The sequence below is a fragment of the Neobacillus cucumis genome, from assembly GCF_023715505.1.
Window position 1 is genome coordinate 1 of record NZ_JAMBOH010000004.1, and the last position, 25,378, is coordinate 25,378.

Below are 25,378 nucleotides of genomic sequence, written 5' to 3' on the forward strand. Positions count from 1 at the left end.
GGTCCCTATCCGTCGTGGGCGCAGGAAATTTGAGAGGAGCTGTCCTTAGTACGAGAGGACCGGGATGGACGCACCGCTGGTGTACCAGTTGTCTTGCCAAAGGCATCGCTGGGTAGCTATGTGCGGACGGGATAAGTGCTGAAAGCATCTAAGCATGAAGCCCCCCTCAAGATGAGATTTCCCATAGCGTCAAGCTAGTAAGATCCCTGAAAGATGATCAGGTTGATAGGTCAGAGGTGGAAGCGTGGCGACATGTGGAGCTGACTGATACTAATCGATCGAGGACTTAACCAAAACGAAAAGCGGAGGCGACTGTTCTGCCTCGACAAGCGCTGGAACTTCTGACGGAAAAGTCGATAGACTTTGACAGAAGAAGCGAAGCGACTCGAGAGGCAAGGAGCCGGAGCTGGACATGTAAAGAGTGATAAACTGGTTTTTATAAAGTTTCTTCTACATTATCTAGTTTTGAGAGAATGAAAAAAATAAAATTTTCTCTTGCAAAATATGAAAAAGACATTATAATAAAATAGTGTCGAATAAATAGTCTGGTAATAATGGCGAGAAGGTCACACCCGTTCCCATACCGAACACGGAAGTTAAGTTTCTCAGCGCCGATGGTAGTTGGGACGCGAGTCCCTGTGAGAGTAGGACGTTGCCAGGCTGTAATATTATTCCGCAGTAGCTCAGTGGTAGAGCTATCGGCTGTTAACCGATCGGTCGTAGGTTCGAGTCCTACCTGCGGAGCCATTTTATGGAGAGCTGTCCGAGTGGCCGAAGGAGCACGATTGGAAATCGTGTAGGCGGGTAACCCTGTCTCAAGGGTTCAAATCCCTTGCTCTCCGCCATAATATATTTGGCCCCTTGGTCAAGCGGTTAAGACACCGCCCTTTCACGGCGGTAACACGGGTTCGAATCCCGTAGGGGTCACCATTTTTTTCATAACATTGAAAAAACTCATATTAAATGGAGGATTAGCTCAGCTGGGAGAGCATCTGCCTTACAAGCAGAGGGTCGGCGGTTCGATCCCGTCATCCTCCACCATAATATTTTAGTTTCTATTATCGCGGGGTGGAGCAGTCCGGTAGCTCGTCGGGCTCATAACCCGAAGGTCGCAGGTTCAAATCCTGTCCCCGCAATTTGGTCTGGTAGTTCAGTTGGTTAGAATGCCTGCCTGTCACGCAGGAGGTCGCGGGTTCGAGTCCCGTCCAGACCGCCATATGATGGCTCAGTAGCTCAGTCGGTAGAGCAAAGGACTGAAAATCCTTGTGTCGGCGGTTCGATTCCGTCCTGAGCCACCATTTATAAGGTTTTGCCGGTGTAGCTCAACTGGTAGAGCAACTGAATCGTAATCAGTAGGTTGGGGGTTCAAGTCCTCTCGCCGGCACCAGAAGCTGGCAAATTTGTTTTTATATAGTGGAGGGGTAGCGAAGTGGCTAAACGCGGCGGACTGTAAATCCGCTCCCTCCGGGTTCGGCGGTTCGAATCCGTCCCCCTCCACCATTTATAGGGGTATAGTTTAAAGGTAGAACGAAGGTCTCCAAAACCTTTGGTGTGGGTTCGATTCCTACTACCCCTGCCAATTATATTGTGGCGATTGTGGCGAAGTGGTTAACGCATCGGATTGTGGTTCCGACATTCGTGGGTTCGATTCCCATCAGTCGCCCCATAATATAACCTATTTTAATAAGCATTGGGCTATAGCCAAGCGGTAAGGCATCGCACTTTGACTGCGACATGCGTTGGTTCAAATCCAGCTAGCCCAGCCATTTTGCGGAAGTAGTTCAGTGGTAGAACACCACCTTGCCAAGGTGGGGGTCGCGGGTTCGAATCCCGTCTTCCGCTCCATAATATCCGGCGGCATAGCCAAGTGGTAAGGCAGAGGTCTGCAAAACCTTTACCACCGGTTCGAATCCGGTTGCCGCCTCCAAAATATTTAAATAAGCAATAGCCATTATATTTTGCCGGGGTGGCGGAACTGGCAGACGCACAGGACTTAAAATCCTGCGGTAGGTGACTACCGTACCGGTTCGATTCCGGTCCTCGGCATTGCTTTAAACAACTTAATACGCCGGTGTGGCGGAATTGGCAGACGCGCACGACTCAAAATCGTGTTCCTCTGGAGTGTCGGTTCGACCCCGACCACCGGTATTAGTTAGTTTAGAAAAACGTTTCTCCAATTTAATGGGAAACGTTTTTCTCTGTTATAATTCAAATTAGCTCTGATGTAATTTTTATTAAAATAGGAATAATCATTAGATAAATAGAATAGATTAGCAGAAATTTTATATTTATAAAAAAACTTTCAGGATATCAAGTTTGAGGGAAATCGACAAATTTTGCGAAAATCACTTGACTCCTTGGATCAATTTGTGTAATACTTATTAAGTCAGTTCGTTCAATATTTTGTCATAAATGCGGGTGTAGTTTACTGGTAAAACCTCAGCCTTCCAAGCTGATGTAGTGGGTTCGATTCCCATCACCCGCTCCATACATATTAACTAACGCAGTGTATCGTTACATTAAGAGAATGATGCATTGCGTTTTTTTATATTTACAGGAAGCAATAACTGGCTTAAAAGAGCAACACTGGCGGCGGATAAAATTGAATAAATGGCTGCAGCAAATCAACTGACAGCTAACATAAAGATGCCAATATTATTGGCATCTAACAATTTGATATGAAGTTTCTCCTCCATGTATTTGTGTAAACATGTTCATTAAGGATTCAGTTAGCTTGGCAGCATTCTCGTTACTGGTTGAAGGCCGCAGATAAATAATTTGCAAGGCATTCCTTGTATTTATCGTAACAGGGGCCTTACCAGAGTCGACAAACGGACTTCCAAATGGTCCATTGCCATCGGAAGATATAATTAAATGCTCCATGGAGTTGGTCCTTCCGTTCAAGCCGTTGTATGCCTCGCCCTCCTTCCCAATCCTAATCACCACAGGAGCTTTTAACAAATCATAGTCGTAAACACCGATGGGAACTTGATATTGTAAGGAGAAAAAATTATTAATATCTATCGCACTATGGATAGAAGAAAGATAATTTTGCTTTTGTATCCTTCTAAATAGTGCCTCAACTGAATGACGATAACGGTTAGGATCCTTTCCTGTTTTTTTAAAAATATTTCTCCATTCCTTTATGCCGGGAAGGTCTGTTAGCTGCTTGTTTTCCAAATCAAAAAAGATTGATTCTTGGAAAAGCTGGAGCCTGCCTTTCACCATTTGTGGTGAATCGCTTACCGTTATATTTTTATATTCAATTACACCGATTTTAAAATCGGGTATTAGTTGACAGATTTCCTCAGAAATACGAATTTCCAACGATTCCACCTCCAAAATTTAATGAAAATAGTTTATCATAAATAGATGTGCAACTAATAATTCAACAACCTAAATAAATAAAAAGTCAAAGACGGAAGGAGGAGATATCATTGGATATTCATGAATTAAAAAAAGAACTTATTGCCTATAGTAAAGAAATCGGTATTGATAAAATTGGGTTCACTACAGCGGCTCCATTTTCCCAATTAAAGAACCGTTTGTTGAGACAACAGGAACTAGGCTACCAATCAGGTTTCGAAGAGCCTGATATAGATAAGCGAGTAACCCCTGCGATACTGCTGGAAGGTGCTCAGTCGATTATTTCCATTGCTCTTGCTTACCCTGCGAAAATGACAATACGGGTTGAAAGCAAAAAGGGAGAAAGAAGAGGAATCTTTAGCAGAGCTTCATGGGGGCTTGACTATCATCATATTCTTCGAGACCGGCTTACTAAACTTGAAGAATTTATCATAAGTAAAATACCTAATGCCAAGTTAAAATCAATGGTCGATACAGGAGAACTCTCTGACCGGGCTGTAGCAGAAAGAGCGGGGATCGGCTGGAGTGGTAAGAATTGTTCCATTATTACCCCGGAATTCGGCTCTTACGTTTATTTAGGAGAAATGATTACGAATATACCTTTCGAAGCGGATACACCGATTGAAGACAATTGTGGCTCTTGTACTATGTGTTTGGATGCTTGTCCAACTGGTGCTTTAATTCAGGGCGGTCAGATTAATTCCAATCGCTGCATTTCCTTTTTAACACAAACAAAAGAGCTTATTCCCGATGAATTCCGAGAAAAAATAGGGAACCGTGTTTATGGATGTGACTCATGTCAAACAGCGTGTCCGATAAACAAGGGTAAAAACTTTCATTTCCATGAAGAAATGGAACCCGATCCTGTAGTGGCAAAACCCTTATTAAAACCAATCCTTAAATTAAGCAATCGTGATTTTAAAAAAAGGTTCGGTTCAATATCAGGGGCTTGGAGAGGAAAGAAGCCAATCCAGAGGAATGCTATTATCGCACTAGCACATTTTAAAGATGAAAGTGCCGTTCCCGATTTAATTGACGTCTTAGAAAAAGAAGCTAGTCCGGTCACTAGAGGGACGGCGGCTTGGGCGCTTGGGAAAATCGGCGGTGAATCAGCTTATACGGCCTTAAGAAAAGCAAAAGAACTAGAAACAGATATCGAGGTCCAATCAGAAATAGAAAAGGGCTTAAATTTTTATAACAAATAAAGGGCATGCCAATTGGTTTTGCTCTTTTTTAATTGTTAAATCCAACCTTCTTTCATATGTATGAAGGGAAAGGGGTGGATTGGTTTTGCAGCATTTACTTCAAGACTTATTTGAAAAACGGGTAAATCAATTTGTTTCTAATAAGCGAAGTCATAAAATATTTTTTCCAAAGGCTGAAATAAAACAGGATTCCGCAGCTAAACGATCTGCAGAGATTGTAAAAGTAAAAGCGGCAGGAAAAATCATCGAAGAGTCTAAGGAGGATGAGTTTCAAACGGTCAAATATCTAGCCCACTACCAATATTTAATTAAACAAAATGGAACACTTTATATGGAAGAGGAACTAGAAGAAAGGTTAGCCAAGTTTTACAAAAATTCCTTAGTAATGGATGAGGAAATTAAACCGAACCTAGTGCAAGATGATATTCCACAAACAGATACTAGCATCTTGGCTTATGAGAACCAAGACGAACGGCTAAGCTATGAATATAATCGATTAAAAGCAGTTCAATATGCAGAACGCTGGTGGAATAGTTATAATCCTGCTTATAAAAAGTTTCAGAATGATTGTACCAACTTTATCTCTCAATGCCTTTACGCTGGGGGAGCTCCGATGCGGGGCTATCCAAAGCGGGATGCAGGCTGGTGGCTGCAACATAATAACTGGAGCTACAGCTGGGCCGTAGCCCATTCTTTAAGGCTATATTTATCCAATTCAAGAAGCGGCCTTCGGGCAAAAGAAGTCAGCAGCCCGGACCAGTTAATTTTGGGAGATGTCATTTGTTATGATTTTGAAGGGGATGGAAGGTTCAATCATAACACTCTTGTTGCTGGTAAGGATGCTAACGGGATGCCTTTAGTAAATGCCCATACCTATAATAGCCGGATGCGATACTGGGCCTATGAGGATTCATCAGCCTATACTCCAAATATCAAATATAAGTTTTATTCCATCATCGATGAATGATTCTTGAAAGCACAGGTCAGAGTGGTATAATTGCTTTTAGAGTTTTAATATGGGGTGAATCCTTTTGGCTATACACGTAGTATTATATCAACCACAAATACCTTCTAATACAGGTAACATTGCTCGGACTTGTGCAGGAACGAACGCTCATTTACATCTAATTCGCCCTTTAGGATTTTCTACGGATGATAAGATGCTAAAAAGGGCAGGTCTAGACTATTGGGAACATGTAAATATCACTTATTACGATTCTCTAGATGAATTCTATGAAAAAAATGCTGGTGGTGCTTTTTTTTATATAACGAAATTAGGACAAAAACAATTTACTAATTTCGATTATAGTGATACCGCAGAGGATTATTATTTCATTTTCGGGCGTGAAACCACAGGTCTTCCAAAGAATATTATTCAAAATAATCTTGAAACCGCATTAAGAATTCCAATGAATGAAAATATCCGTTCATTAAATCTTTCAAATACAGCTGCGATTGTTATTTATGAAGCATTACGTCAACAGGATTATCCAAATCTAAAATAAATTAGTATGGGAGGCCAACAGTAAAGGCCTCCTTCTGCTAAAAAGAAAGGATTTTTACTATGAAAGATGTAATCTCGACCATTCTCAACCATCGCTCGATTCGCCACTTTGAGGATAAGCCTTTAACGGACGAGCAAATTCACACAATTGTATCATGTGCCCAGGCAGCAGCAACATCGAGTTTTATTCAGGCATACTCCATTATTGGTGTAAAAGATAAAGAAAAGAAGAAAAAATTAGCTGAATTAACAGGAAACCAAGAATATGTAGAGAAAAATGGCTACTTTTTTGTTTTTTGTGCAGATCTTTACCGACATACGATAATTGGGGAAAAGGTGCATAAAAACGTGGACCCATCGCTTCAGAGTACCGAAAAATTTATGGTAGCTCTGATTGATACATCCTTGGCTGCACAAAATGCTGCGATTGCTGCGGAATCTTTAGGGTTAGGAATATGTTACATAGGCGGAATTCGCAATAACTTGGAAGAAGTGAAAAAACTTTTAAACCTGCCGGACCGCGTGATTCCATTGTTTGGACTTGCTGTGGGCTATCCGTCCCATATCACGGATAAAAAGCCAAGACTTCCGCTAGAACATGTTTTTCAAGTCGATCAATATGAACAGGATATGGAGAGATATAATCGTCAACTAGATGAATATGACCAGTTGATTTCAGATTATTATGAGACAAGAACAAACGGGCAAAGAAAAGATCGGTGGACCGAACAAATCGGCTATATGCTTTCGAAACAAAATAGGATGTATATGAAGGAGTTTATTCAAAAAAATAAGCTCGATTTACACTAAAAAATGACTGCCAGCAAATGGCAGTCATTTTTTACGAGATAAGAAAGTATAAAAGTTTTAACTTCGAGAATTGTCCAGCTCCAGCGCCTAGCCCCTCGATGGTCTACAGACAAGCCGTCCAAAAGGTTAAAAGGCAACCTTTCGGCCGGCATGTCTTGTGCTTGTCAGGGGCTGACCAAGGCGCTTGAGTTTTTCTTATTTATTAGTACCAGGTTTGTCGTTATACCCCGCTGTGAAGATGGCTGCCAAAAAGGTAACCATTACTAAAATAACGATGAAAGTATTCATGTTATGTACTGCCCCCTTTGTCCCGTTTTTAAATAGATTGTTTAGCTAAAGGACTACTTGATTAGTGGAACCTGCTAAACGGACGCTTTTCTGACACATACAATTTTATTATAGCCTAAGATTTTAAAATGAAAAGAGCAATATTCCTTTTAATGAAATAAAAAGATAGACAATATCTCGAAATGGTTACGCATGTTCAAGTCTTTTTGTGCATAGAGTATATTAATCGTCTCTGATAACCTACAGGGGGAGGGCCATATGGACATTTTAAAAAAAATCGAGAGGTACCGTGAAGAAGAGGAAAAACTTCGCTGGGAAGGAACATTCGCTGACTATTTATTGTTGTTGAAGGAAAAGCCGTGGGTAGCACAATCTGCACATTCTCGAGTTTATAATATGATCAGGGATGCTGGAATTGAAGAAGTTAAAGGGACGAAGCAGTATAATTTCTTTAGTAATCAACTATTTGGCTTAGAAGAGTCGCTAGAAAGGCTTGTTGAAGAATACTTCCATCCTGCTGCCAAAAGGCTCGACGTAAGAAAGCGAATCTTACTATTAATGGGTCCGGTGAGCGGAGGTAAATCTACCCTTGTAACTATGTTAAAAAGAGGGTTAGAAAACTACTCCCATACGGATAGGGGTTCCGTATTTGCCATCAAAGGATGTCCGATGCATGAAGATCCTTTGCATTTAATTCCACATCATTTGCGGGCAGACTTCTTTGAAGAATATGGAATTCGGATTGAAGGAAACTTATCTCCATTAAACATGATGCGCTTAGAACAGGAATATGGCGGTAGAATTGAAGATGTTTTAGTGGAAAGAATATTCTTCTCAGAAGATAAACGGACTGGTATAGGAACCTTTAGTCCGTCTGACCCAAAATCTCAGGATATTGCTGATTTAACAGGAAGTATTGATTTCTCGACCATTGCAGAATATGGCTCAGAATCAGATCCGAGGGCCTATCGCTTTGATGGCGAACTAAATAAGGCGAACCGAGGGATGATGGAATTTCAAGAGATGTTGAAGTGTGACGAAAAATTCCTCTGGCATTTATTGTCACTAACTCAAGAGGGGAATTTTAAAGCAGGCAGGTTTGCCCTAATTAGTGCTGATGAGCTAATTGTTGCTCACACGAACGAAACAGAATACCGTTCCTTTATTTCTAATAAGAAAAATGAAGCACTTCATTCTAGGATTATTGTGATGCCGATTCCTTACAATTTAAAGGTGTCACAGGAAGAAAGAATTTATGAAAAGATGATTAATGAGAGTGATGTTTCGGATGTTCACATTGCACCGCATACGTTAAAGGTTGCTGCGATGTTTACAATCTTAACCCGCTTAAAGGAACCGAAAAAGGGCGATATTGACCTGCTGAAAAAAATGCGTCTCTACGACGGTGAGAATGTAGAAGGATTTAATTTGGCAGATGTGGAAGAACTGAAACGCGAGTATCCAGATGAAGGGATGAGTGGAATAGACCCTCGTTATGTTATTAATCGCATTTCATCGACCATCATTCGTAAAGAAGTACCGTCCATTAATGCCTTAGATGTATTAAGATCGTTAAAAGACGGACTTGACCAGCATCCATCAATTACGGCTGAGCTGCGAGATCGGTATATGAATTACATCTCATTAGCGCGGAAAGAATATGACAATATTGCCAAAAACGAAGTGCAAAAGGCGTTTGTATACTCCTATGAAGAATCAGCTAAAACATTAATGGATAATTACCTTGATAACGTTGAGGCTTACTGCAATAAAGCAAAGCTGCGTGATCAGTTAACAGGGGAAGAAATAAATCCGGATGAAAAGCTAATGCGTTCGATTGAGGAGCAAATCGGTATCTCTGAAAATGCTAAAAAAGCCTTCAGGGAAGAAATTTTAATCAGGATTTCTGCTTTTGCCAGAAAAGGCAAGCGGTTTGATTACAATTCCCATGACAGGCTCAGGGAAGCGATTCAAAAGAAATTATTTGCTGACCTTAAGGACGTTGTTAAGATTACCACTTCATCTAAGACACCAGATGAGCAGCAATTGAAGAAAATTAATGATGTTGTCGCACGCTTAATTGATGAACATGGCTATAATTCGACATCAGCAAATGAACTACTTCGCTATGTAGGAAGCTTACTAAACAGATAATTCGGGTTTAAAATAGTACGGACTGGCAGATAAAACACTGTCAGTCTCTTTTTTTCCAATAAATAATCTCTATTAATTCAATCTTTTATACAAAGATTTCTCGATGTGTTTATCTTGTCCAATTAATAGGCAATCAACCAATTGTCAAAATTATTTGTAAATTATTCGCTACTTCTGCATAGGATAAAGTAATCCATCATTTAATTGATTTTTTTCATTCGCGTTATTTTATGTATTTGTTAAAAAATTGTGCAGTATGGAGTAAATTTTTAATTTAATAAGGAGGGGTTTATAGTGACTGTCGATAACCATCAATTTGTGATTTCTAGAGAAGATTGGTCCCTCCACCGTAAAGGCCACGATGACCAACAGCGCCATCAAGAAAAAGTCCAGGAGGCAATTCGCAACAATCTTCCAGAATTAATTACAGAAGAGAGTATTATTATGTCTAATGGCCGCGATATGGTAAAAATTCCAATTCGTTCATTGGACGAATATAAGATTCGTTATAATTATGACAAAAACAAACACGTGGGCCAAGGTGACGGTGAGAGTCAAGTCGGTGACGTAGTAGCAAGAGACGGTTCGAGCGGGCAAAAGGGGCCAGGAAAGGGTCAGGGTGCAGGTGATCAAGCAGGAGAAGACTATTTTGAAGCAGAAGTATCTTTAATGGAACTAGAGGAAGCACTATTTAAGCAACTAGAGCTGCCAAACCTAAAGAAAAAAGAGGAACAAGAACATCTAGTAGAAAATATTGAGTTCAATGATATCCGAAAAACCGGATTAATGGGAAACATTGATAAAAAACGTACGATGATGTCGGCTTTTAAGCGAAATGCGATGAGTGGCAAGCCTGCCTTCCATCCAATTTACAAGGATGATTTAAAATTTAAAACATGGAATGAAGTAGTGAAACCTGATTCAAAAGCAGTGGTAATAGCGATGATGGATACGAGCGGCAGTATGGGGATTTGGGAAAAATATATGGCCCGAAGCTTTTTCTTCTGGATGACACGCTTTTTACGAACAAAATACGAAACAGTAGAAATTGAATTTATTGCTCATCATACCGAGGCAAAAGTAGTTACAGAAGAAGACTTTTTCTCTAAAGGGGAAAGCGGTGGAACCATATGTTCATCCGCCTATCGAAAAGCCTTAGAAATCATTGACGCTAAATATAATCCACGGAAATTCAACATTTATCCATTCCACTTTTCTGACGGTGATAACTTAACATCCGACAATGCCAGATGCGTGAAGCTTGTAGAAGAATTAATGAAAGTATCCAACATGTTCGGATACGGAGAAGTAAATCAATATAATCGCCATTCCACATTAATGTCAGCCTATAAAAATATCAAGGATGAACAGTTCCGATATTATATACTCAAACAAAAAGCAGATGTTTTCCATGCGATGAAAAGCTTTTTCCAAAAAGAAGAATCGAAATTATACGCTTAAAAAAATGACAGGAGAATGCTCCTGTCATTTTTTTGCGTTGTGCGATAAATAAAATAGAGTAAAAATGGCTTTGAGGATTGTCTAGCTGCAGCGCCTAGTGGCTCGGGGTCCATAAGCCAATCCGCCAAGAAGGCAAAAGTGCAGCCTTCTCGTCGGCTCGTCTTATGCCTGTCGCCCCTGTTCAAGGCGCTTACGCTTTTCGGTTTTCAGACATTACCAATAATACTTTCCCTAAAATAATCAACAATAAAAAAGCAAGAACATTTTAAAAGAGGGGGTATTACCATTGATAAAAAAACCAGTTGGGTTATTATTAACAGCATTCCTTACTATGGGACTCGCTGCTTGTAATAATGATAACCGTAATGATATAAATGACCGAACAGACAATCGTGTCGGATTTGATACAAATGACAGAAATAATCGGATTGTAAATGTTCGTAACAATCGAGATAATGGCATTGATCATAACGGACCACTTACAGAGGATTATTCAAACCGTAACAATAATGAACCGGATTTAGATACAAATCGCTATAATGATAAGCGGAAGATCAAAAAAAATAACGATGATACGGTTTCCTCCTATTACACTAACTTAAATAGTAGTCAATATCCACATACACAGGCTGTTTTAGTAAGGGATGCAAAATATCAGTACATTACCGTCGACCCTAGACAAAAAAACTGGTTCCAATTTGGCTTTATTCAACCAGGACAAACAAATACACAGCAACAAAGACCCGCAGCACAGGCACCAGCTCAACAGCAAACAACACGGCAGGCACCGAACCAAGCACCTGCCCAACAGGCAACACCTGTACCTAGACAGCAGCAGACCCAAGCACCAAGTGGTGCCGCACAAAATCAAAATAATACGGTAACGTCAGGATCTGTAAGTCAATATGTTCAACAGGTTATAGATCTTACCAATCAACAGAGAACTAAAAATGGTTTGCCAGCCTTAAAAGCCGATACACAGCTTAGTGGTGTGGCTCAAAAGAAGGCAGTGGATATGCAGCAAAATCATTATTTTTCACATACCAGTCCCACCTACGGATCTCCATTTGACATGATGAGAGACTTTGGCGTCACTTATAAGTCTGCAGGTGAAAATATTGCTCAAGGACAACGAACACCGCAAGAGGTAGTAACCGCTTGGATGAATAGTGAAGGCCACCGTAAAAATATTTTAAGTGCTAACTTTACACATATTGGGGTTGGATTTGAACAAACGGGGAAAAACTGGTCCCAGATGTTTATTGGTAAGTAAGAAATAGAAAAACAAACCGACAGATTTTAAAGTCTGCCGGTTTGTTTAATTCCTTTCATCGGAATGGTTGGGAATTCAAAGTTAAAAGTGGTTCCTTTTCCAACCTCACTTTCCACCCATATGGATCCATCCATAGCTCTGACAATGCTATAAACCACCATCATGCCCAAGCCAGTGCCATTTTTTCCTTTAGTGGAATAAAATGGTTCCCCTAACCTTTCAAGCTGCTGGGGAGACATTCCAACTCCGGTATCTTTCACCTTAATGGTTACATCGTTTTGACTATATTCAGTAGAAACATGTAAATATCCGCCATGTGGCATTGATTCTATCGCATTCTTCAGAACGTTTACAAAGCATTGTCTAAACTTTTGTCCATCTCCTTTAACAAATCCTATTATGGAAAAGTCAGTGATAATTTCAACTGAGTTTTGGTTTGCTAGAGGCTGCAGAATACTGATAATTTGCCGGAGTTCGCTTTTTACATTAAGTTCTTCAAGAGATTCCAGTGCGGGTTTTGCAAATGTCAGATAATCCTGAATAACCCTCTCAGCCGAAAATAATTCTTCCTTAACGATTGCTAGGTATTCCTTTCTTTTTTGTCTTGATAAATAATCGTCTTGCAACAGTTGAACAAATCCACTTGCCGCTGTTAGTGGATTTCTAATTTCATGGGAGATAGCAGCCCCCATTTGCTCAACTGCCTTTAATTTCTCCGCTTTAATAAGCTCTTGCTGCATCTCGTTAGTCTTTCTGATAAATTCAATTCCATAGGAAATGATGCCAATACCAAAAGATGGGATTACAAGATAAGCAAACCATGCATCAACAAGGTTGAGCGGAGCATCATCAAAACTCATACCCAGCACTGTCACTATACCAAGGATCATTCCCATGCATATGGTACATAAAATTCGCCGAGCGGGAGCTTGTTTAAAAAACCAAGGGTGGAAGCGCCATAGGATAAAGGCAAGTGGAATATAAAGAGCCAGGGTTTGCCAAAAGCCAATATTGATTCCATAAAATCCTCTTATAGCGACCATGGCTCCGATCAGTATAGGCCCGATACCGACATATAAACCGCCAAGAACTATAGGAATCATTCGTAAATCAAATCTAGCATATGAAACAGGTGCGTAGGAAAATTGAATACATAACCATATTGTTAAAATAAACAATCCTATATAAGAGGGCTTTGATAGGGAGAATTTTTTACTTTTTTCAAGATATAATAAACCAACAAATAGTAAAATAATCATAAGAGAAAGATTGAAGAAAAGGTGTTTCGTGATTTCCATTTTCTCACCATCCAAATTGAGCTCATAGGAAAATTTTACATTTAAAGTTGGCAAGTTACAACAAAATTCGCAAAATATTTTGAAAAAGTGACATATTTATAGTTAATATAAAAAAAACAAACCTAGAAGCGTTTCACATTGGAAACCTTCCAGGTTTATCGTTTATAGAAATGGTATTTCTGCCTCTTGTTTTAGATAGGTATAAAGCAGAATCAGCTTCTTTAATTAATGAATCGGGAGGTAGTGAATTGGTAGGATACATGGTGGCAATGCCAATGCTTAAAGTAATGATATCTGCTATTTCTGAACTTTTATGAGGTACTTTGAGTGAATGAACCGTATCTTTTATCTGCTGTGCTGCTTGCAGCCCCTTCCCTTTGTCTGCAGAAGGCAAAATCAGTGCAAATTCTTCACCGCCATATCGACAAAAAGTATCTCGTGAATGTTCTGGATACAACTGATTAACTGATTGAGCAATCTTCTGTAAACACCAGTCTCCTTTTAAATGACCATATGTATCATTGTATTTTTTAAAGTAATCTATATCAAACATAACTAACGTAATTGGTGCATGATTGTCCAGTGCATTAGACCATTCGCAGAGAAGGGCTTCATCGAAAAAACGGCGATTAGCGATTCCTGTTAACCCATCCATATAGGATAATCGGTTTAGCAGTTCATTCGCTTCTTGGAGCTTTTGTTCAGTTAGCTTTCTTTTTGTAATATTTCTTGAAACAATGATGACTTTTTTCTCACCTTCTTCTTGATAAGGAACACTTTTTAAAGTTGATTCTATCCAAACATAGTCACCAAACTTGGAACGGCAGCGATAAGTAGATTCGGCTGAACCTTTTTGGAGTGCTCTCTCGAACATGTTACTTGTTCGTTCAACATCGTCAGGATGAATAAAGGTCTCTAATCTTTTTCCTAAAAGCTCGGGATATTCAAATTGAATAACCTCTCTTACAGCTGGTGATATGTAAATATATTCTGCTTGATCATTGTGCATGGTAATCATGTCACTGGAATACTCCGCAAGTAAACGAAAGCGTTCTTCGGTTTCTTTTACCCTGATAAGGCTATGTTTTAATTGACTTTGAGTCTCATTCGAACCGATGACAAATACAAAAAAATGATATCCAAACAAACCACCTGCTAATGAAATAAGATAATGCATGGTTAACACATTTCTAAGGATTTCTGTATTATCAATACGGATCATAAAGATAATTGAAATAATCATTAAACCGCATAGATTCATTATAAAAGCTTTTGCGGTACGATGAATGTTTAAGTTTGAAATAACACCGCAAACAATTCCTGTCAAAAATGCCCCACTGGCAGGAAGAATAGCAGAACTGTTGAAACCAAATAGTATAATTCTTCCGAAAGCGATTAGAATTGCTGCAATAATTGCCGGAATATACCCGCCGAACGCTCCTGCAATCACTACCACTAAGTGGCGTAAATCAGCATAAATGTTCGGACTAACTTGTATAGAAAACGACATTAAAACATTTCCCAGAATTCCAAAACATATCCCCCAGTAAATCTTAGAGGAGATGGGTGAGGTTGGATATAATGGCTTGTCTTTAAATAACACACCCATTATAGAAAAAGAAGCGATTAAGAGTGCTGCATTTGAGACAAAGTCTTTGAGCATGTAAATTCTCCGTAATAAAATAGAAGTGAATGTTATGGTACCATAGTTTTATGGAATAATGATAAAGCATTCCAATTATACTATAATTTTGGTATTTTTAACAAAGCAGTCAGGAAAACAAAGAGAAATAAAAAAGCTTCCTTCAAAAAGGAAGCTATCCTATACAAGAAAGTATAAAAGTTTTTAACTTTGAGAATTGTCTAGCTCCAGCGCCTAGCCCCTCGATGGTCTACAGCTTATCCAGTTGCCGCTCCTTGGGACGCAAGTCTAGCCATCCCCTGAAGAAGGAAAAAACGCCTTCTTGCAGGGGCCGTCTTAGCCAAGAGTCCCAGGGCAGTCGCCTCCACATTTAGGTCAATCCGTCTAAAAGGTTAAAAAACAACTTTCGGCCGGCTCGTCTTATGCTTGGCTACAGAAAGCTACCGCTTTCTGTACGCATTAAGGGCGACTAGTCTTTGTCCCTGCTTTCGCCGTACTACACTTGAACCAATTCTTTCGCAAATTCTTTTGCTGCTATTCGTGCATATCTTTTTCCTTGTTCCAGTAGCTCAGGTACTCTTTGCGGATTTAAATCAAAACCTTCTGCTACAAGTGTATCACTTACTTCCATTCCTAAGAAACGGAGGGCAATTTTTAAATATCGATCCCCCGACTCCAATTCTTGCAAAGGTGTTCCAGTATACTGGCCGCCTCTTGTTTGAATATGAATGGCCTTCTTATTAGATAACAGACCTTTAGGGCCATTAGCAGTATGGACAAAAGTTTTTCCAGAAATGAATAAATTATCTATATAAGCTTTTAAAATTGCAGGAGAATTCAAATTCCACATAGGGGAAACGAATACATAATAGTCATACGTAATAAACTCATCTGCAAGAGCATGCATCTTTAAAATTTTTTCTTTTTCCGAATCTAACAGTTGATCAAGTGTATATCCATAACCGGCCAACTTTCCTCTAGCTGAAACCAAATCGGCATCCATTTGCGGAAATTCAAACGCAAACAAATCTATTCTGTTAATCTCTACATCCGGACGTTCTGCCTGAAATACTTCTAGAAACGCTTCACCAATTTTTAACCCTTTTGATTTCTCTAAACCTTTCGGGTTTGCAGTTACATATAGTAATTTTTTCATATTATCCCAACCTTCATAGTTAATATTACTTATTACCTCAATTATAGAAAAAATACGGTTCGTTAATATTGAACAATTGGTGAAGTTCATGAATATTAAGTGACATGGAGACGCTTGAGAACGTGAAAAGACATTTAAAAGATTGGCAAAATTTATTATACAAACGCTTACAAAAACATGTTGACTCTCTATATAACGGGTGGTAAGATAAGAGTACATTAATTAGTTAGTTCAATAAACTAATTAATGGAATCTCGAGATGCAATTTATATATTTATTTTAGTATTTTTGAAAAGGTTTCCAATTCACAAGCTCAACACTTAAGAACATTATGGAGGGGAAAAAAATGGGTCAATTGGCACAAAAAGTAGAAACAAAACCAACAGCTGAGTTCAGAAAGTTTGGTATGAAAGATAAACTAGGTTATATGTTTGGTGACTGGGGGAATGATTTCTTTTTTATTCTTGTAGCATCATTCTTAATGGTATTCTATACGGATATCTACCATCTAAATCCGGCTACAGTAGGCGGGCTATTCCTAATCGCACGTTTGTGGGATGCAGTAGCAGACGTTTCTTGGGGACGTTTCATTGATACAAGAAAAGCTGGGAAAAATGGAAAATTTAAGCCATGGATTTTAAGAATGTCATTTCCACTTGTTATTGTTGGTGTGTTAATGTTTGTACACATCCCTGGTATGTCTAATGGATTTTATCTGGCTTATGCATATGTAACGTATATCTTATGGGGAACATTGTATAGTACGGTTAATATTCCTTATGGCTCAATGGCATCTGTTATCACAGGCGATCCTGTTGAACGTACAACACTATCAAGTTGGAGAACGATGGGTGGAAACTTAGCAGGTTTAATCATTAACGTAGTTGGTCCTATGATTTTGTTTGTTAACAATAAAGCAGATGCTAATCACTTCTTACTAGGTGCAATTATTTTTGGTGTACTTGCACTCGCTTGTTATATCGCTTGCTATAAATTATCAATTGAACGAATTGTGATGGATGAATCAACAAAATCAGAGATGAACTTTGGACAAACAATGAAAGGTCTAGTCAAAAACAGACCGTTAATGTGGTTCCTTATTGCTTCCTTATTGTTCATGATTTGTTTCATGTTAATTGGTACTGTAAACGTTTACCTATTTAAAGATTATTTTGGAAACGCTAAAGCATTAAGTATGGTTGGACTTCTTCAATCAGTGGCTGTATTTGTTGGTATGCCAATGGTTAAACCATTAGTTGCAAAATTTGGTAAAAAAGAAGTGGCTTCAGGTGGTTTATTACTTGCAACTATTATATATGCTCTCTTATATTTCCTTCCAAATTTAACAGCAACACAATTTATTGGGGTCCTAACAATTGCCATGTTTGGTTATGGTATCTTCAACCTTGTCATTTGGGCTTTCGTTACAGATGTTATCGATTATCATGAGTATTTAACTGGTCTGCGTGAAGATGGAACCGTTTACTCCATCTACTCAATGGCTCGTAAAATTGGTCAAGCCGTTGCTGGAGGCTTAGGTGGCGCTGTGATTGCTGCAGTAGGATATAATTCAACTCTTCAAGCACAATCGTCTGGTACTCTACAGGGAATTCACACACTTGGAACTTTAGTACCTGCAATCACACTAGCTATTGTGTTCCTAATCATTGTGTTCTGTTATCCATTGAACAAAAAGCGTACAGCACAACTTACAATTGATTTAGCTGAAAAGAGAAAAGGCAAAAATTAATTTATAAACCATGATGAAGATAGCTAAGATCCTTTAGCTATCTTTTTTAATTGCGTCAAAATTGCTCCGAAGTAAAAAGTGTTTAAAAGTTGGTGCCGATTACAAAGGTAGTTGTGTTCTTCTATATTGTAATAACCACTAATTTTACTCTCTGTGAATAATTCAATAATTTCAGGCATAACCGCTTTCACAAAAGTATTGACGAAATTTGTCGATAGTGATATCCTACTAATGAAAACGATTAATTAGTTTATTAAACAAACTAATTAGCCCGAATTAAAATTAATTTTTTAGGGAAAAATTAAAAATCATTTTTTGCAGGTATTTGAAAAGGATTTTACATGTAATTCCTTTAAAATGGAGGGGTAAAAATGAGTCAGACAGCTAGAAAATGGGAAGAAGAAACGGTAGAAGCAAAGGTTGCATTCAGAAGGTTTGGAATGCGGGATAAAATTGGTTATTTGTTTGGTGATTTCGGTAACGATTTCTTTTTTATTCTTGTAAGCTCTTTCTTAATGGTATATTACACCGATATTTTAGGTATTAGTGCAGCAACTGTGGGAATACTTTTTTTGGTTGCTCGAATATGGGATGCTGTAGCTGATGTTACGTGGGGGCGCTTTATTGATACAAGAAAAACAGGGAAAAACGGAAAATTCAGGCCATGGATTTTTAGAATGTCCCTACCACTTGTACTCTCAGGTGTGTTAATGTTCGTAAAGATACCAGGCATGTCAGATGGGGCTTATATGGCTTATGCTTTTATCACCTATATACTATGGGGAACATTATACAGTACAGTAAATATTCCATACGGCTCAATGGCGTCAGTCATTACTGGGGATCCCGTTGAGCGGACAGCATTATCCACATTTAGGACGATGGGGAGTATGCTCGCAAGTCTAATCATTAATGTTGTTGGACCACTGATTTTATTTGTGGACAATAAGGCTGATGCAAACCGTTTTCTATTAGGAGCAATTCTTTTTGGCTTACTTTCTATCTCTTGTTACATTGCTTGCTATAAATTAACGACAGAGCGTATTATTATGCCTGAAACTAAAGGGAAAAAGGCGAATTTAGGTAAATCATTAAAAGGTCTTGGGAAAAATAAGCCATTAATATCTATCCTTTTTGCTTCGTTGCTTCTTATGCTATGTACGATGTTGATTGGTGCGGTTAATGTATATTTGTTTAAAGATTATTTTGGTAACGCTTCAGCATTAAGTATAATAGGGTTCGTTCAAGCTGTTGCAGTATTTATTGCCATTCCCTTAGTAAAACCTTTTGTTGCGAAATATGGTAAAAAGGAAATGGCAGCAGTTGGTATGGCAATAGCATTTATTGTTTATGGACTACTATATTTCTTGCCAGAATTGACAGCAACCCAATTTATTATCATTTCAGCAGTGGGGATGTTTGGGTATGGATTCTTCAATATTGTAATTTGGGCATTTGTAACCGATGTAATCGATTATCATGAATATTTAACAGGTTTACGAGAAGATGGTACCGTTTACTCTGTCTATTCATTTGCACGTAAAGTAGGGCAAGCAATTGCTGGGGGTATTGGTGGTATTGCGATTGCAGCAGTGGGATACAATGCAAAGCTTCCAGAGCAGACTGGAAGCGCACTTCATGGTATTCATACATTAGCTACATTAGTACCTGCATTCATCTATCTCTTGATCTTTTTGATTTTAGTATTCTTTTACCCATTAACGAAAAAACGTACAAACCAACTTGTAATTGACTTAGCTGAAAAAAGAGAAGAACAAATTTAAAAAACTAGTGAGATGATCAAATTAATTCTGTTGAGCCCCGATTCAATTCCTAATCGGGGTTTTTCATATAAAAACTCCCTTAAGCTAAAGGGAGTTTTTATATTATGATGGTCGTCTTAGGAATTTATGATGGCGCTTCCATCTTTGTCTGTTTTCAAATGAAAAGGTAAATTTAACATGGGAACATCCAGAAATTGCTTGATCGCAAGGGCGCAGGCTCCAAGAATGCTTGATTTTCTGCCAATTGATGAAATTCTCAATTCACGGTAATGACTGATAGATGAGTTCAGATTAGCTCTTATTTTCTTGAGAGAATCCGGGTACATACGCAGAAGTTTACTATCAAGCACAATTATATCCGGGTTATACATGTTAATCATATTATTCAATCCAATTGATAAATAGAAAATAAATTGCTCCATTTCTTCGCGTAGTTCTTCATCGCCTTCATTTAGCCATTCTTGGATTTGTTCATAAGTTAAATTCTCAATCTGCCTTTTTTTGGTCAGATATTCAAAAATACTTGATTCTGATGCATATTTTTCCCAGCATCCTTTATTTCCACAATTACACTGCTTACCTCCAGGAACGACAATCATATGACCAATTTCTCCTGCATACCCTTCATGACCTCGGAAAAACTCATTATTCATCATCATACCAAGACCGATTCCTGAATAAAGGGTTGCACATAATAAATTGTCTGTTTCATGATATACAAATACACGCTCTGCAAAGGAGCTGAGATTGGCATTGTTTTCAAGATGAATCGGGATACCGACTTCTCTTTCTAAATCACTTTTTAAATTCATTTCATGCCATTTCAGACGCGGAACATAGTGTATGATCTCTTCTTTGGATACCAAACCATGAATTGCGATAACAATTCCAACAATCCCATAGCGGCTATCGTTAAAATTTGCTTTGAATTTTTTGATTTGTTCAATCAGCATCAGAAGAATGTCTTTATAGTTAGTAGTATTTATTTTGACACTATTTGATGAGATAGGACAACCAAGAAGATCTGATATTGTAAATGAAATTTCTCCATAATCCAGATCAATCCCAAGTGCGTAGCCAGCATGTCCATTTAACGAGAGCATAATCGGTTTTCTTCCAACCGTATAATGCTCAAGATGGGTCTCAATAATGAGCCCTTCTTCTAATAGATCTGCTACCTGGGCTGAGATGGTGGCTCTCGTCAGGTTAGTGGATTTGGATAAATCGGCTCTTGATATCATGCCTTCTTTAACTATTTCTCTAATAATGAGAGAACGATTAATTTTCTTTATGTATGCCGCATCACCGGTAACCATTTATATCCTCCATTTCGGGCATTTCCTTTTGTGTATATTCCTATTATATCAGTTCTTTTTAACAAATGACCGTTATAATTCAATTAATTACTAAATAGTTAATTGACTAAACATATTAAACATGATAAATTATCTATGTAATTAATTTGTTTATTAAACAAATTAAAGAAGTGGGTTAACTTTAGTTATAAAAAAAAGATTTATTAGCAATTCTGTAAGGGTTTACACTGGGCAAGCTAAGGATATGAATTTAAAGTAAAAGGAGAGAATTTCAATGAAAAATTTTATGGATCAGCACTTTCTGCTTGATACAAAGACCGCGATTAAGCTTTATGATAAAGCCGCAGCCGAGGCACCTATTTTTGATTTCCATTGTCACTTGGATCCTAAAGAAGTATGGGAAAACAAGTCATATGAAAATATAACTCAGATTTGGCTGGGTGGAGATCATTATAAGTGGAGAACTATGCGGATGCACGGCATTGGCGAGCGCTACATTACAGGTGATGCGAGTGATTGGGAAAAGTTTGAAAAGTGGGCAGAAACGGTTCCTCATTTAATAGGCAACCCTGTTTATCATTGGACTCACTTAGAATTAAAAATTTTCTTCGGAATTGATAAGGTATTAAGTCCAGAAACAGCTCAGGAAATTTGGGAAGAATGTAATGAAAAATTACAGAAGCCTGACTTCAGTGCAAGAGGGCTAATTGAGAGATCAAACGTAAAGTTTATCGGCACAACTGATGATCCAATTTCTACTTTAGAATACCATCAATTATTGAAAAATGATGAAACTTTTAACACAATGATTGCTCCAACATTCCGTCCGGATGGTGCGCTTTTTATTGAACGTCCAACTTTCACAAGCTGGCTTGAAAAATTGGCTAATGTTTCAGGCATAAAAACAGATTCCTTAGATGGGTTTTTAGCAGCATTGAAACAACGAGTTGAGTATTTTCATCAAAATGGGGGCCGTGCCTCTGACCATGATATTCAAAAAATGGAGTATGTAGAAACAACTAAGCAAGAGGTTGAAGCCATTTTCAATAAACGTGTAAGCGGTGAACAACTTTCAAATCAAGAATTGACTGCTTATCGTATTTTCCTCTTAAAAGAACTTGGGAAAATGTATGCTGAAAAGCAGTGGGTTATGCAGCTTCATATGGGAGCCATGCGGAACAATAACACAAGAATGAAAGAATTGCTTGGAACAGATGTAGGATTTGATTCAGTTGGAGAAGCTAATATGGCGGAGGGCTTATCTCGATTCCTTGATGCCCTTGATCAAGAAAAAGCACTTCCAAGAACTGTTTTATTTAACTTGAACCAAAAAGATAATGTCGTATTAGCCGGGATGATGGGGAACTTCTATGAAGAAGGTGTTCCTGGGAAGGTCCAATTAGGTTCTGGCTGGTGGTTTGTTGACCATATCGATGGTATGGAAAGACAAATGAAGGATTTTGCAAATGTGGGTGTACTAAGCCATTTTATTGGTATGCTGACAGATTCTCGCAGTTTCCTCTCATATGCACGTCATGACTATTTCCGTCGAATTTTATGTAACATCCTTGGCGATTGGGTAGAAAAAGGGTTAGCACCAAACGATATGAATCACATGGAGAAAATGGTTCGGAATATTTGCTATGATAATGCCGAACGATTCTTTTTGAAACGCTAAGGTGCAGGTCTGATTGAGGTCCTGTATAGGGGGCCTCTTCTTGATCTAATGTTAATTAGAAAAATAAGAACTTTTTTATTGTCATAAGGGTAAGAATATGGTTATCTATAAAGAATAACAACAAGGAAAGAGGGATAGTATGTCAAAACAACAAATCGGTGTAATTGGTTTAGCAGTAATGGGAAAGAACTTGGCCTTAAATATTGAAAGCCGTGGATATTCAGTAGCTGTTTTTAACCGCTCTTACGATAAAACAGATGCATTCTTAAAGAATGAGGCTGAAGGAAAAAACTTTGTTGGTGCTCATACAGTAGAGGAATTTGTGAATTCCTTAGAAAAGCCGCGTAAAATTTTATTAATGGTTAAAGCTGGTACCGCTACTGATGCAACAATTGATTCTTTAAAACCATACCTTGAAGAAGGCGATATCCTAATTGATGGAGGAAACACATTCTTCCAAGATACAATTAGACGTAACAAAGAATTAGCCAATGCTGGCTTCCATTTTATTGGTACAGGTGTTTCCGGAGGAGAAGAAGGGGCTCTTAAAGGACCATCCATTATGCCTGGCGGGAATAAAGAAGCATATGAATTAGTACAGCCTATTTTAGAAGCTATTTCAGCTAAGGTTGAGGGCGATCCATGCTGCACCTACATTGGACCAAACGGCGCAGGTCATTATGTGAAAATGGTTCATAATGGAATTGAATATGGAGATATGCAATTAATTTCCGAAGCTTATTTTATTTTGAAAAATGTTCTTGGGTTAGGTGCAGAAGAGCTGCATAATGTATTTTCTGAATGGAATAAAGGCGAATTAGATAGCTACTTAATCGAAATTACTGCAGATATCTTTACAAAGGTAGACGAAGACACAGGTAAACCAATGGTAGATGTAATCCTAGATACTGCAGGCCAAAAAGGTACTGGTAAGTGGACAAGCCAAAATGCCCTAGATTTAGGGGTGCCACTTCCAATTATCACAGAATCAGTCTTCGCTCGCTTTATCTCAGCAATGAAAGAAGAGCGTGTAAAAGCAAGTAAAGTATTAACCGGACCAGAGGTTAAGCCATTTGAGGGAAGCAAAGAAGAATTAATTGAAGCTGTTCGTAAAGCTTTATACATGAGTAAAATTTGCTCGTATGCACAAGGTTTTGCCCAAATGCGTGTTGCATCTGAAGAATATGACTGGAATCTTCGTTACGGGGATATTGCGATGATTTTCCGCGGAGGCTGTATCATCCGTGCTCAATTCCTACAAAAAATCAAAGATGCATACGACCGTGATTCAGAACTTTCAAACCTTTTATTAGATCCATACTTCAAGGATATTGTAGAGAACTATCAACAGGCGTTACGTCAAGTCATTGCAGTGGCGATTGAGCGTGGTATTCCAGTTCCATCATTTGCAAGTGCAATTGCTTATTATGACAGCTACCGCACTGAAACTCTTCCTGCAAATCTCTTGCAAGCTCAGCGTGACTACTTTGGTGCTCATACGTATCAACGTGTTGATAAAGAAGGCGTATTCCATACAAACTGGATGGAATAAGGACTTCTTTTGTTAAGTGATTTATAGAGACTAATCTGCCCATAAGGGTTGGTTAGTCTCTATTTTTTTGCTGTTTATTGTTTTGACTGGAAATTTTTTATAAAAAGCAATATAAGACAAAAAAGAGAGATATTTGAGCATTTTTAGAGAATGATTTTTACTATGGGGTGCAATATAATGAAAACATGGTTCGTTAGCAAATCAGTTGTTAACGCTTACTTATAGGGGTGTGGAACTAATGGATAAGTTGAGTTCGTCTACTTATAGAAGAAAAGTAATGGATGAATGGATAACTGCTTTTTATCGGTTACAAGGTTTAGACAACTCATTTAATTTTCACTCACACCGAGAATATGAGATTTATTTTTTTCATTCAGGTGATTGTAAGTACTTAATTAACAATCGAATTTATGAATTACAGCCTGGTGACATTATATTGTTGGATGGGATGACATTGCATAAACCAAATCCAGGTATAGGCAGCACCTACACAAGAAGTATGCTTCATTTTTCGCCTACTTGGCTTCGTGAATTGTTGGGTACTCTTGGAATTCCTAATTTATTAGATCCCTTTAAAAAACTTAACAATTGCTTACTACGAACAGGTTATGATGAATCAGGGCAAATTGTTGATGGAAAGATTAAGGAAATAGCGGCTTCGTTGGAACTAATTGATGTAGACTTTCAAAGGACCGGTAAGAAAAATGAGCTTTTAGAAGCAGAGGTTAAACTTGAGTTAATTCAATTATTACTAAGAATCTATAAGATGAGTCAAAAGGAATTATCTCAAATAACGAGTAAAAAGACCGATAAGGAAGATCATGCTGAGTCAATTGCATCCTGGATTAATGATCACTATTTCGAAAAGGTTAGTTTGGAGCGGATAGCAGCAGAATTAAATCTCAGTAAGTATTATGCCTCACACGTCTTTAAGGAAGTTACTGGTTTTACGGTAATGGAATATGTAATGGGGTGCCGGCTCAATCAGGTGAAGTATTTATTGGAGATGGAACCAGATCGAACGCTTACAGATGTTTCGCGGTCAGCTGGGTTTGAGAGTGTTGCCCATTTTAGTAGATATTTTAAAGAAAAGGTGGGTAAAACGCCTTCACAATATCGTAAGGAAAAGCTCAAGTAAAAA

General features: G+C 38.3%; 17 protein-coding genes, 17 tRNA genes and 2 rRNA genes. 31 read left to right on the forward strand and 5 right to left on the reverse strand.

Translation table 11 applies throughout. The annotated features are described in order from the left end of the window. From M3226_RS07280 to M3226_RS07370, 19 genes are all read left to right on the forward strand, one after another. Positions 1-294 (forward strand): 23S ribosomal RNA (locus M3226_RS07280); the annotation flags it as partial. A gap of 250 nt (positions 295-544) precedes the next feature. Continuing rightward, positions 545-661: ribosomal RNA gene (rrf, locus tag M3226_RS07285) — 5S ribosomal RNA — on the forward strand. 11 nt (positions 662-672) lie between these two features. Then, positions 673-747: transfer RNA gene (locus tag M3226_RS07290), tRNA-Asn, on the forward strand. 6 nt (positions 748-753) lie between these two features. Beyond that, positions 754-845, forward strand: a tRNA-Ser gene (locus tag M3226_RS07295). Positions 846-855: 10 nt separating this feature from the next. After that, a tRNA-Glu gene (locus M3226_RS07300) sits at positions 856-930 on the forward strand. A 35-nt stretch (positions 931-965) separates the two neighbouring features. Next, positions 966-1,041: transfer RNA gene (locus M3226_RS07305), tRNA-Val, on the forward strand. 21 nt (positions 1,042-1,062) lie between these two features. Then, a tRNA-Met gene (locus M3226_RS07310) sits at positions 1,063-1,136 on the forward strand. A 3-nt stretch (positions 1,137-1,139) separates the two neighbouring features. Continuing rightward, a tRNA-Asp gene (locus M3226_RS07315) sits at positions 1,140-1,216 on the forward strand. A 6-nt stretch (positions 1,217-1,222) separates the two neighbouring features. Beyond that, positions 1,223-1,298: transfer RNA gene (locus tag M3226_RS07320), tRNA-Phe, on the forward strand. A gap of 13 nt (positions 1,299-1,311) precedes the next feature. Further along, a tRNA-Thr gene (locus tag M3226_RS07325) sits at positions 1,312-1,387 on the forward strand. 28 nt (positions 1,388-1,415) lie between these two features. After that, positions 1,416-1,500: transfer RNA gene (locus M3226_RS07330), tRNA-Tyr, on the forward strand. Between the two features lie 5 nt (positions 1,501-1,505). Next, positions 1,506-1,579, forward strand: a tRNA-Trp gene (locus M3226_RS07335). Positions 1,580-1,590: 11 nt separating this feature from the next. Further along, positions 1,591-1,666, forward strand: a tRNA-His gene (locus M3226_RS07340). 25 nt (positions 1,667-1,691) lie between these two features. Then, positions 1,692-1,766: transfer RNA gene (locus tag M3226_RS07345), tRNA-Gln, on the forward strand. Positions 1,767-1,770: 4 nt separating this feature from the next. Continuing rightward, positions 1,771-1,845 (forward strand) — tRNA-Gly (locus tag M3226_RS07350). An 8-nt stretch (positions 1,846-1,853) separates the two neighbouring features. Then, positions 1,854-1,927 (forward strand) — tRNA-Cys (locus M3226_RS07355). Positions 1,928-1,960: 33 nt separating this feature from the next. Further along, positions 1,961-2,046, forward strand: a tRNA-Leu gene (locus M3226_RS07360). A 21-nt stretch (positions 2,047-2,067) separates the two neighbouring features. Then, positions 2,068-2,148, forward strand: a tRNA-Leu gene (locus M3226_RS07365). 266 nt (positions 2,149-2,414) lie between these two features. Continuing rightward, positions 2,415-2,488 (forward strand) — tRNA-Gly (locus tag M3226_RS07370). Positions 2,489-2,655: 167 nt separating this feature from the next. Here the strand turns inward: M3226_RS07370 and M3226_RS07375 are convergent. Beyond that, a complete protein-coding gene (locus M3226_RS07375) occupies positions 2,656-3,327 on the reverse strand; it encodes a B3/B4 domain-containing protein (RefSeq protein WP_251563988.1) in 672 nt (223 codons plus the stop codon). Between the two features lie 110 nt (positions 3,328-3,437). Here M3226_RS07375 and queG point away from each other — a divergent pair, with 110 nt between their 5' ends. The 7 genes from queG to M3226_RS07410 all read left to right on the forward strand — a co-directional run bounded on the left by queG (position 3,438) and on the right by M3226_RS07410 (position 12,061). Continuing rightward, on the forward strand, positions 3,438-4,571 hold the full coding sequence (queG, locus tag M3226_RS07380) for a tRNA epoxyqueuosine(34) reductase QueG (RefSeq protein ID WP_251563990.1): 1,134 nt from the start codon (positions 3,438-3,440) through the stop codon (positions 4,569-4,571). 85 nt (positions 4,572-4,656) lie between these two features. Continuing rightward, positions 4,657-5,538, forward strand: a complete 882-nt coding sequence (locus M3226_RS07385) for an amidase domain-containing protein (RefSeq protein WP_251563992.1) — start codon at positions 4,657-4,659, stop codon at positions 5,536-5,538. Positions 5,539-5,602: 64 nt separating this feature from the next. Continuing rightward, entirely contained in the window at positions 5,603-6,076 is a 474-nt protein-coding gene (gene trmL, locus M3226_RS07390; RefSeq protein ID WP_251563994.1) for a tRNA (uridine(34)/cytosine(34)/5-carboxymethylaminomethyluridine(34)-2'-O)-methyltransferase TrmL, read from the forward strand. 59 nt (positions 6,077-6,135) lie between these two features. Then, positions 6,136-6,885: an oxygen-insensitive NADPH nitroreductase gene (gene nfsA / locus M3226_RS07395; protein WP_251563996.1), complete on the forward strand. Its 750-nt coding sequence runs from the start codon at positions 6,136-6,138 to the stop codon at positions 6,883-6,885. A 546-nt stretch (positions 6,886-7,431) separates the two neighbouring features. After that, entirely contained in the window at positions 7,432-9,327 is a 1,896-nt protein-coding gene (locus M3226_RS07400) for a PrkA family serine protein kinase (protein ID WP_144568398.1), read from the forward strand. A 291-nt stretch (positions 9,328-9,618) separates the two neighbouring features. Next, on the forward strand, positions 9,619-10,788 hold the full coding sequence (yhbH, locus tag M3226_RS07405) for a sporulation protein YhbH (RefSeq protein WP_098529663.1): 1,170 nt from the start codon (positions 9,619-9,621) through the stop codon (positions 10,786-10,788). 286 nt (positions 10,789-11,074) lie between these two features. After that, complete coding sequence (locus M3226_RS07410; RefSeq protein WP_251563998.1) at positions 11,075-12,061, forward strand: CAP domain-containing protein; 987 nt, start codon at positions 11,075-11,077, stop codon at positions 12,059-12,061. Between the two features lie 26 nt (positions 12,062-12,087). On the opposite strand, the gene M3226_RS07415 is transcribed toward M3226_RS07410, so the two are convergent. The 3 genes from M3226_RS07415 to M3226_RS07425 all read right to left on the reverse strand — a co-directional run bounded on the left by M3226_RS07415 (position 12,088) and on the right by M3226_RS07425 (position 16,157). Next, positions 12,088-13,359, reverse strand: a complete 1,272-nt coding sequence (locus M3226_RS07415) for a sensor histidine kinase (RefSeq protein ID WP_251564000.1) — start codon at positions 13,357-13,359, stop codon at positions 12,088-12,090. A 133-nt stretch (positions 13,360-13,492) separates the two neighbouring features. Continuing rightward, positions 13,493-15,022, reverse strand: a complete 1,530-nt coding sequence (locus M3226_RS07420; RefSeq protein WP_251564002.1) for a diguanylate cyclase domain-containing protein — start codon at positions 15,020-15,022, stop codon at positions 13,493-13,495. A 475-nt stretch (positions 15,023-15,497) separates the two neighbouring features. Continuing rightward, on the reverse strand, positions 15,498-16,157 hold the full coding sequence (locus M3226_RS07425; protein ID WP_251564004.1) for an FMN-dependent NADH-azoreductase: 660 nt from the start codon (positions 16,155-16,157) through the stop codon (positions 15,498-15,500). 346 nt (positions 16,158-16,503) lie between these two features. On the opposite strand from M3226_RS07425, the gene M3226_RS07430 reads away from it, so the two are divergent. After that, positions 16,504-17,907 carry an MFS transporter gene (locus tag M3226_RS07430; RefSeq protein ID WP_251564007.1) on the forward strand — a complete coding sequence of 468 codons (1,404 nt, stop codon included), beginning with the start codon at positions 16,504-16,506 and terminating at the stop codon, positions 17,905-17,907. A gap of 371 nt (positions 17,908-18,278) precedes the next feature. Next, the gene (locus M3226_RS07435; RefSeq protein WP_251564009.1) at positions 18,279-19,691 is read left to right on the forward strand and encodes an MFS transporter; all 1,413 of its coding nucleotides are present in this window, start codon (positions 18,279-18,281) and stop codon (positions 19,689-19,691) included. A gap of 116 nt (positions 19,692-19,807) precedes the next feature. Here M3226_RS07435 and M3226_RS07440 read toward each other — a convergent pair whose 3' ends face one another. After that, on the reverse strand, positions 19,808-21,007 hold the full coding sequence (locus M3226_RS07440; protein ID WP_251564012.1) for an ROK family transcriptional regulator: 1,200 nt from the start codon (positions 21,005-21,007) through the stop codon (positions 19,808-19,810). A 274-nt stretch (positions 21,008-21,281) separates the two neighbouring features. Here M3226_RS07440 and uxaC point away from each other — a divergent pair, with 274 nt between their 5' ends. From uxaC to M3226_RS07455, 3 genes are all read left to right on the forward strand, one after another. After that, the gene (gene uxaC, locus M3226_RS07445; RefSeq protein WP_251564014.1) at positions 21,282-22,685 is read left to right on the forward strand and encodes a glucuronate isomerase; all 1,404 of its coding nucleotides are present in this window, start codon (positions 21,282-21,284) and stop codon (positions 22,683-22,685) included. A gap of 139 nt (positions 22,686-22,824) precedes the next feature. Continuing rightward, positions 22,825-24,237, forward strand: coding sequence for an NADP-dependent phosphogluconate dehydrogenase (gene gndA, locus M3226_RS07450; protein WP_251564016.1), 1,413 nt, complete (start codon positions 22,825-22,827; stop codon positions 24,235-24,237). 238 nt (positions 24,238-24,475) lie between these two features. Beyond that, a complete protein-coding gene (locus M3226_RS07455) occupies positions 24,476-25,375 on the forward strand; it encodes an AraC family transcriptional regulator (RefSeq protein WP_251564017.1) in 900 nt (299 codons plus the stop codon). Positions 25,376-25,378 lie beyond the last annotated feature (3 nt).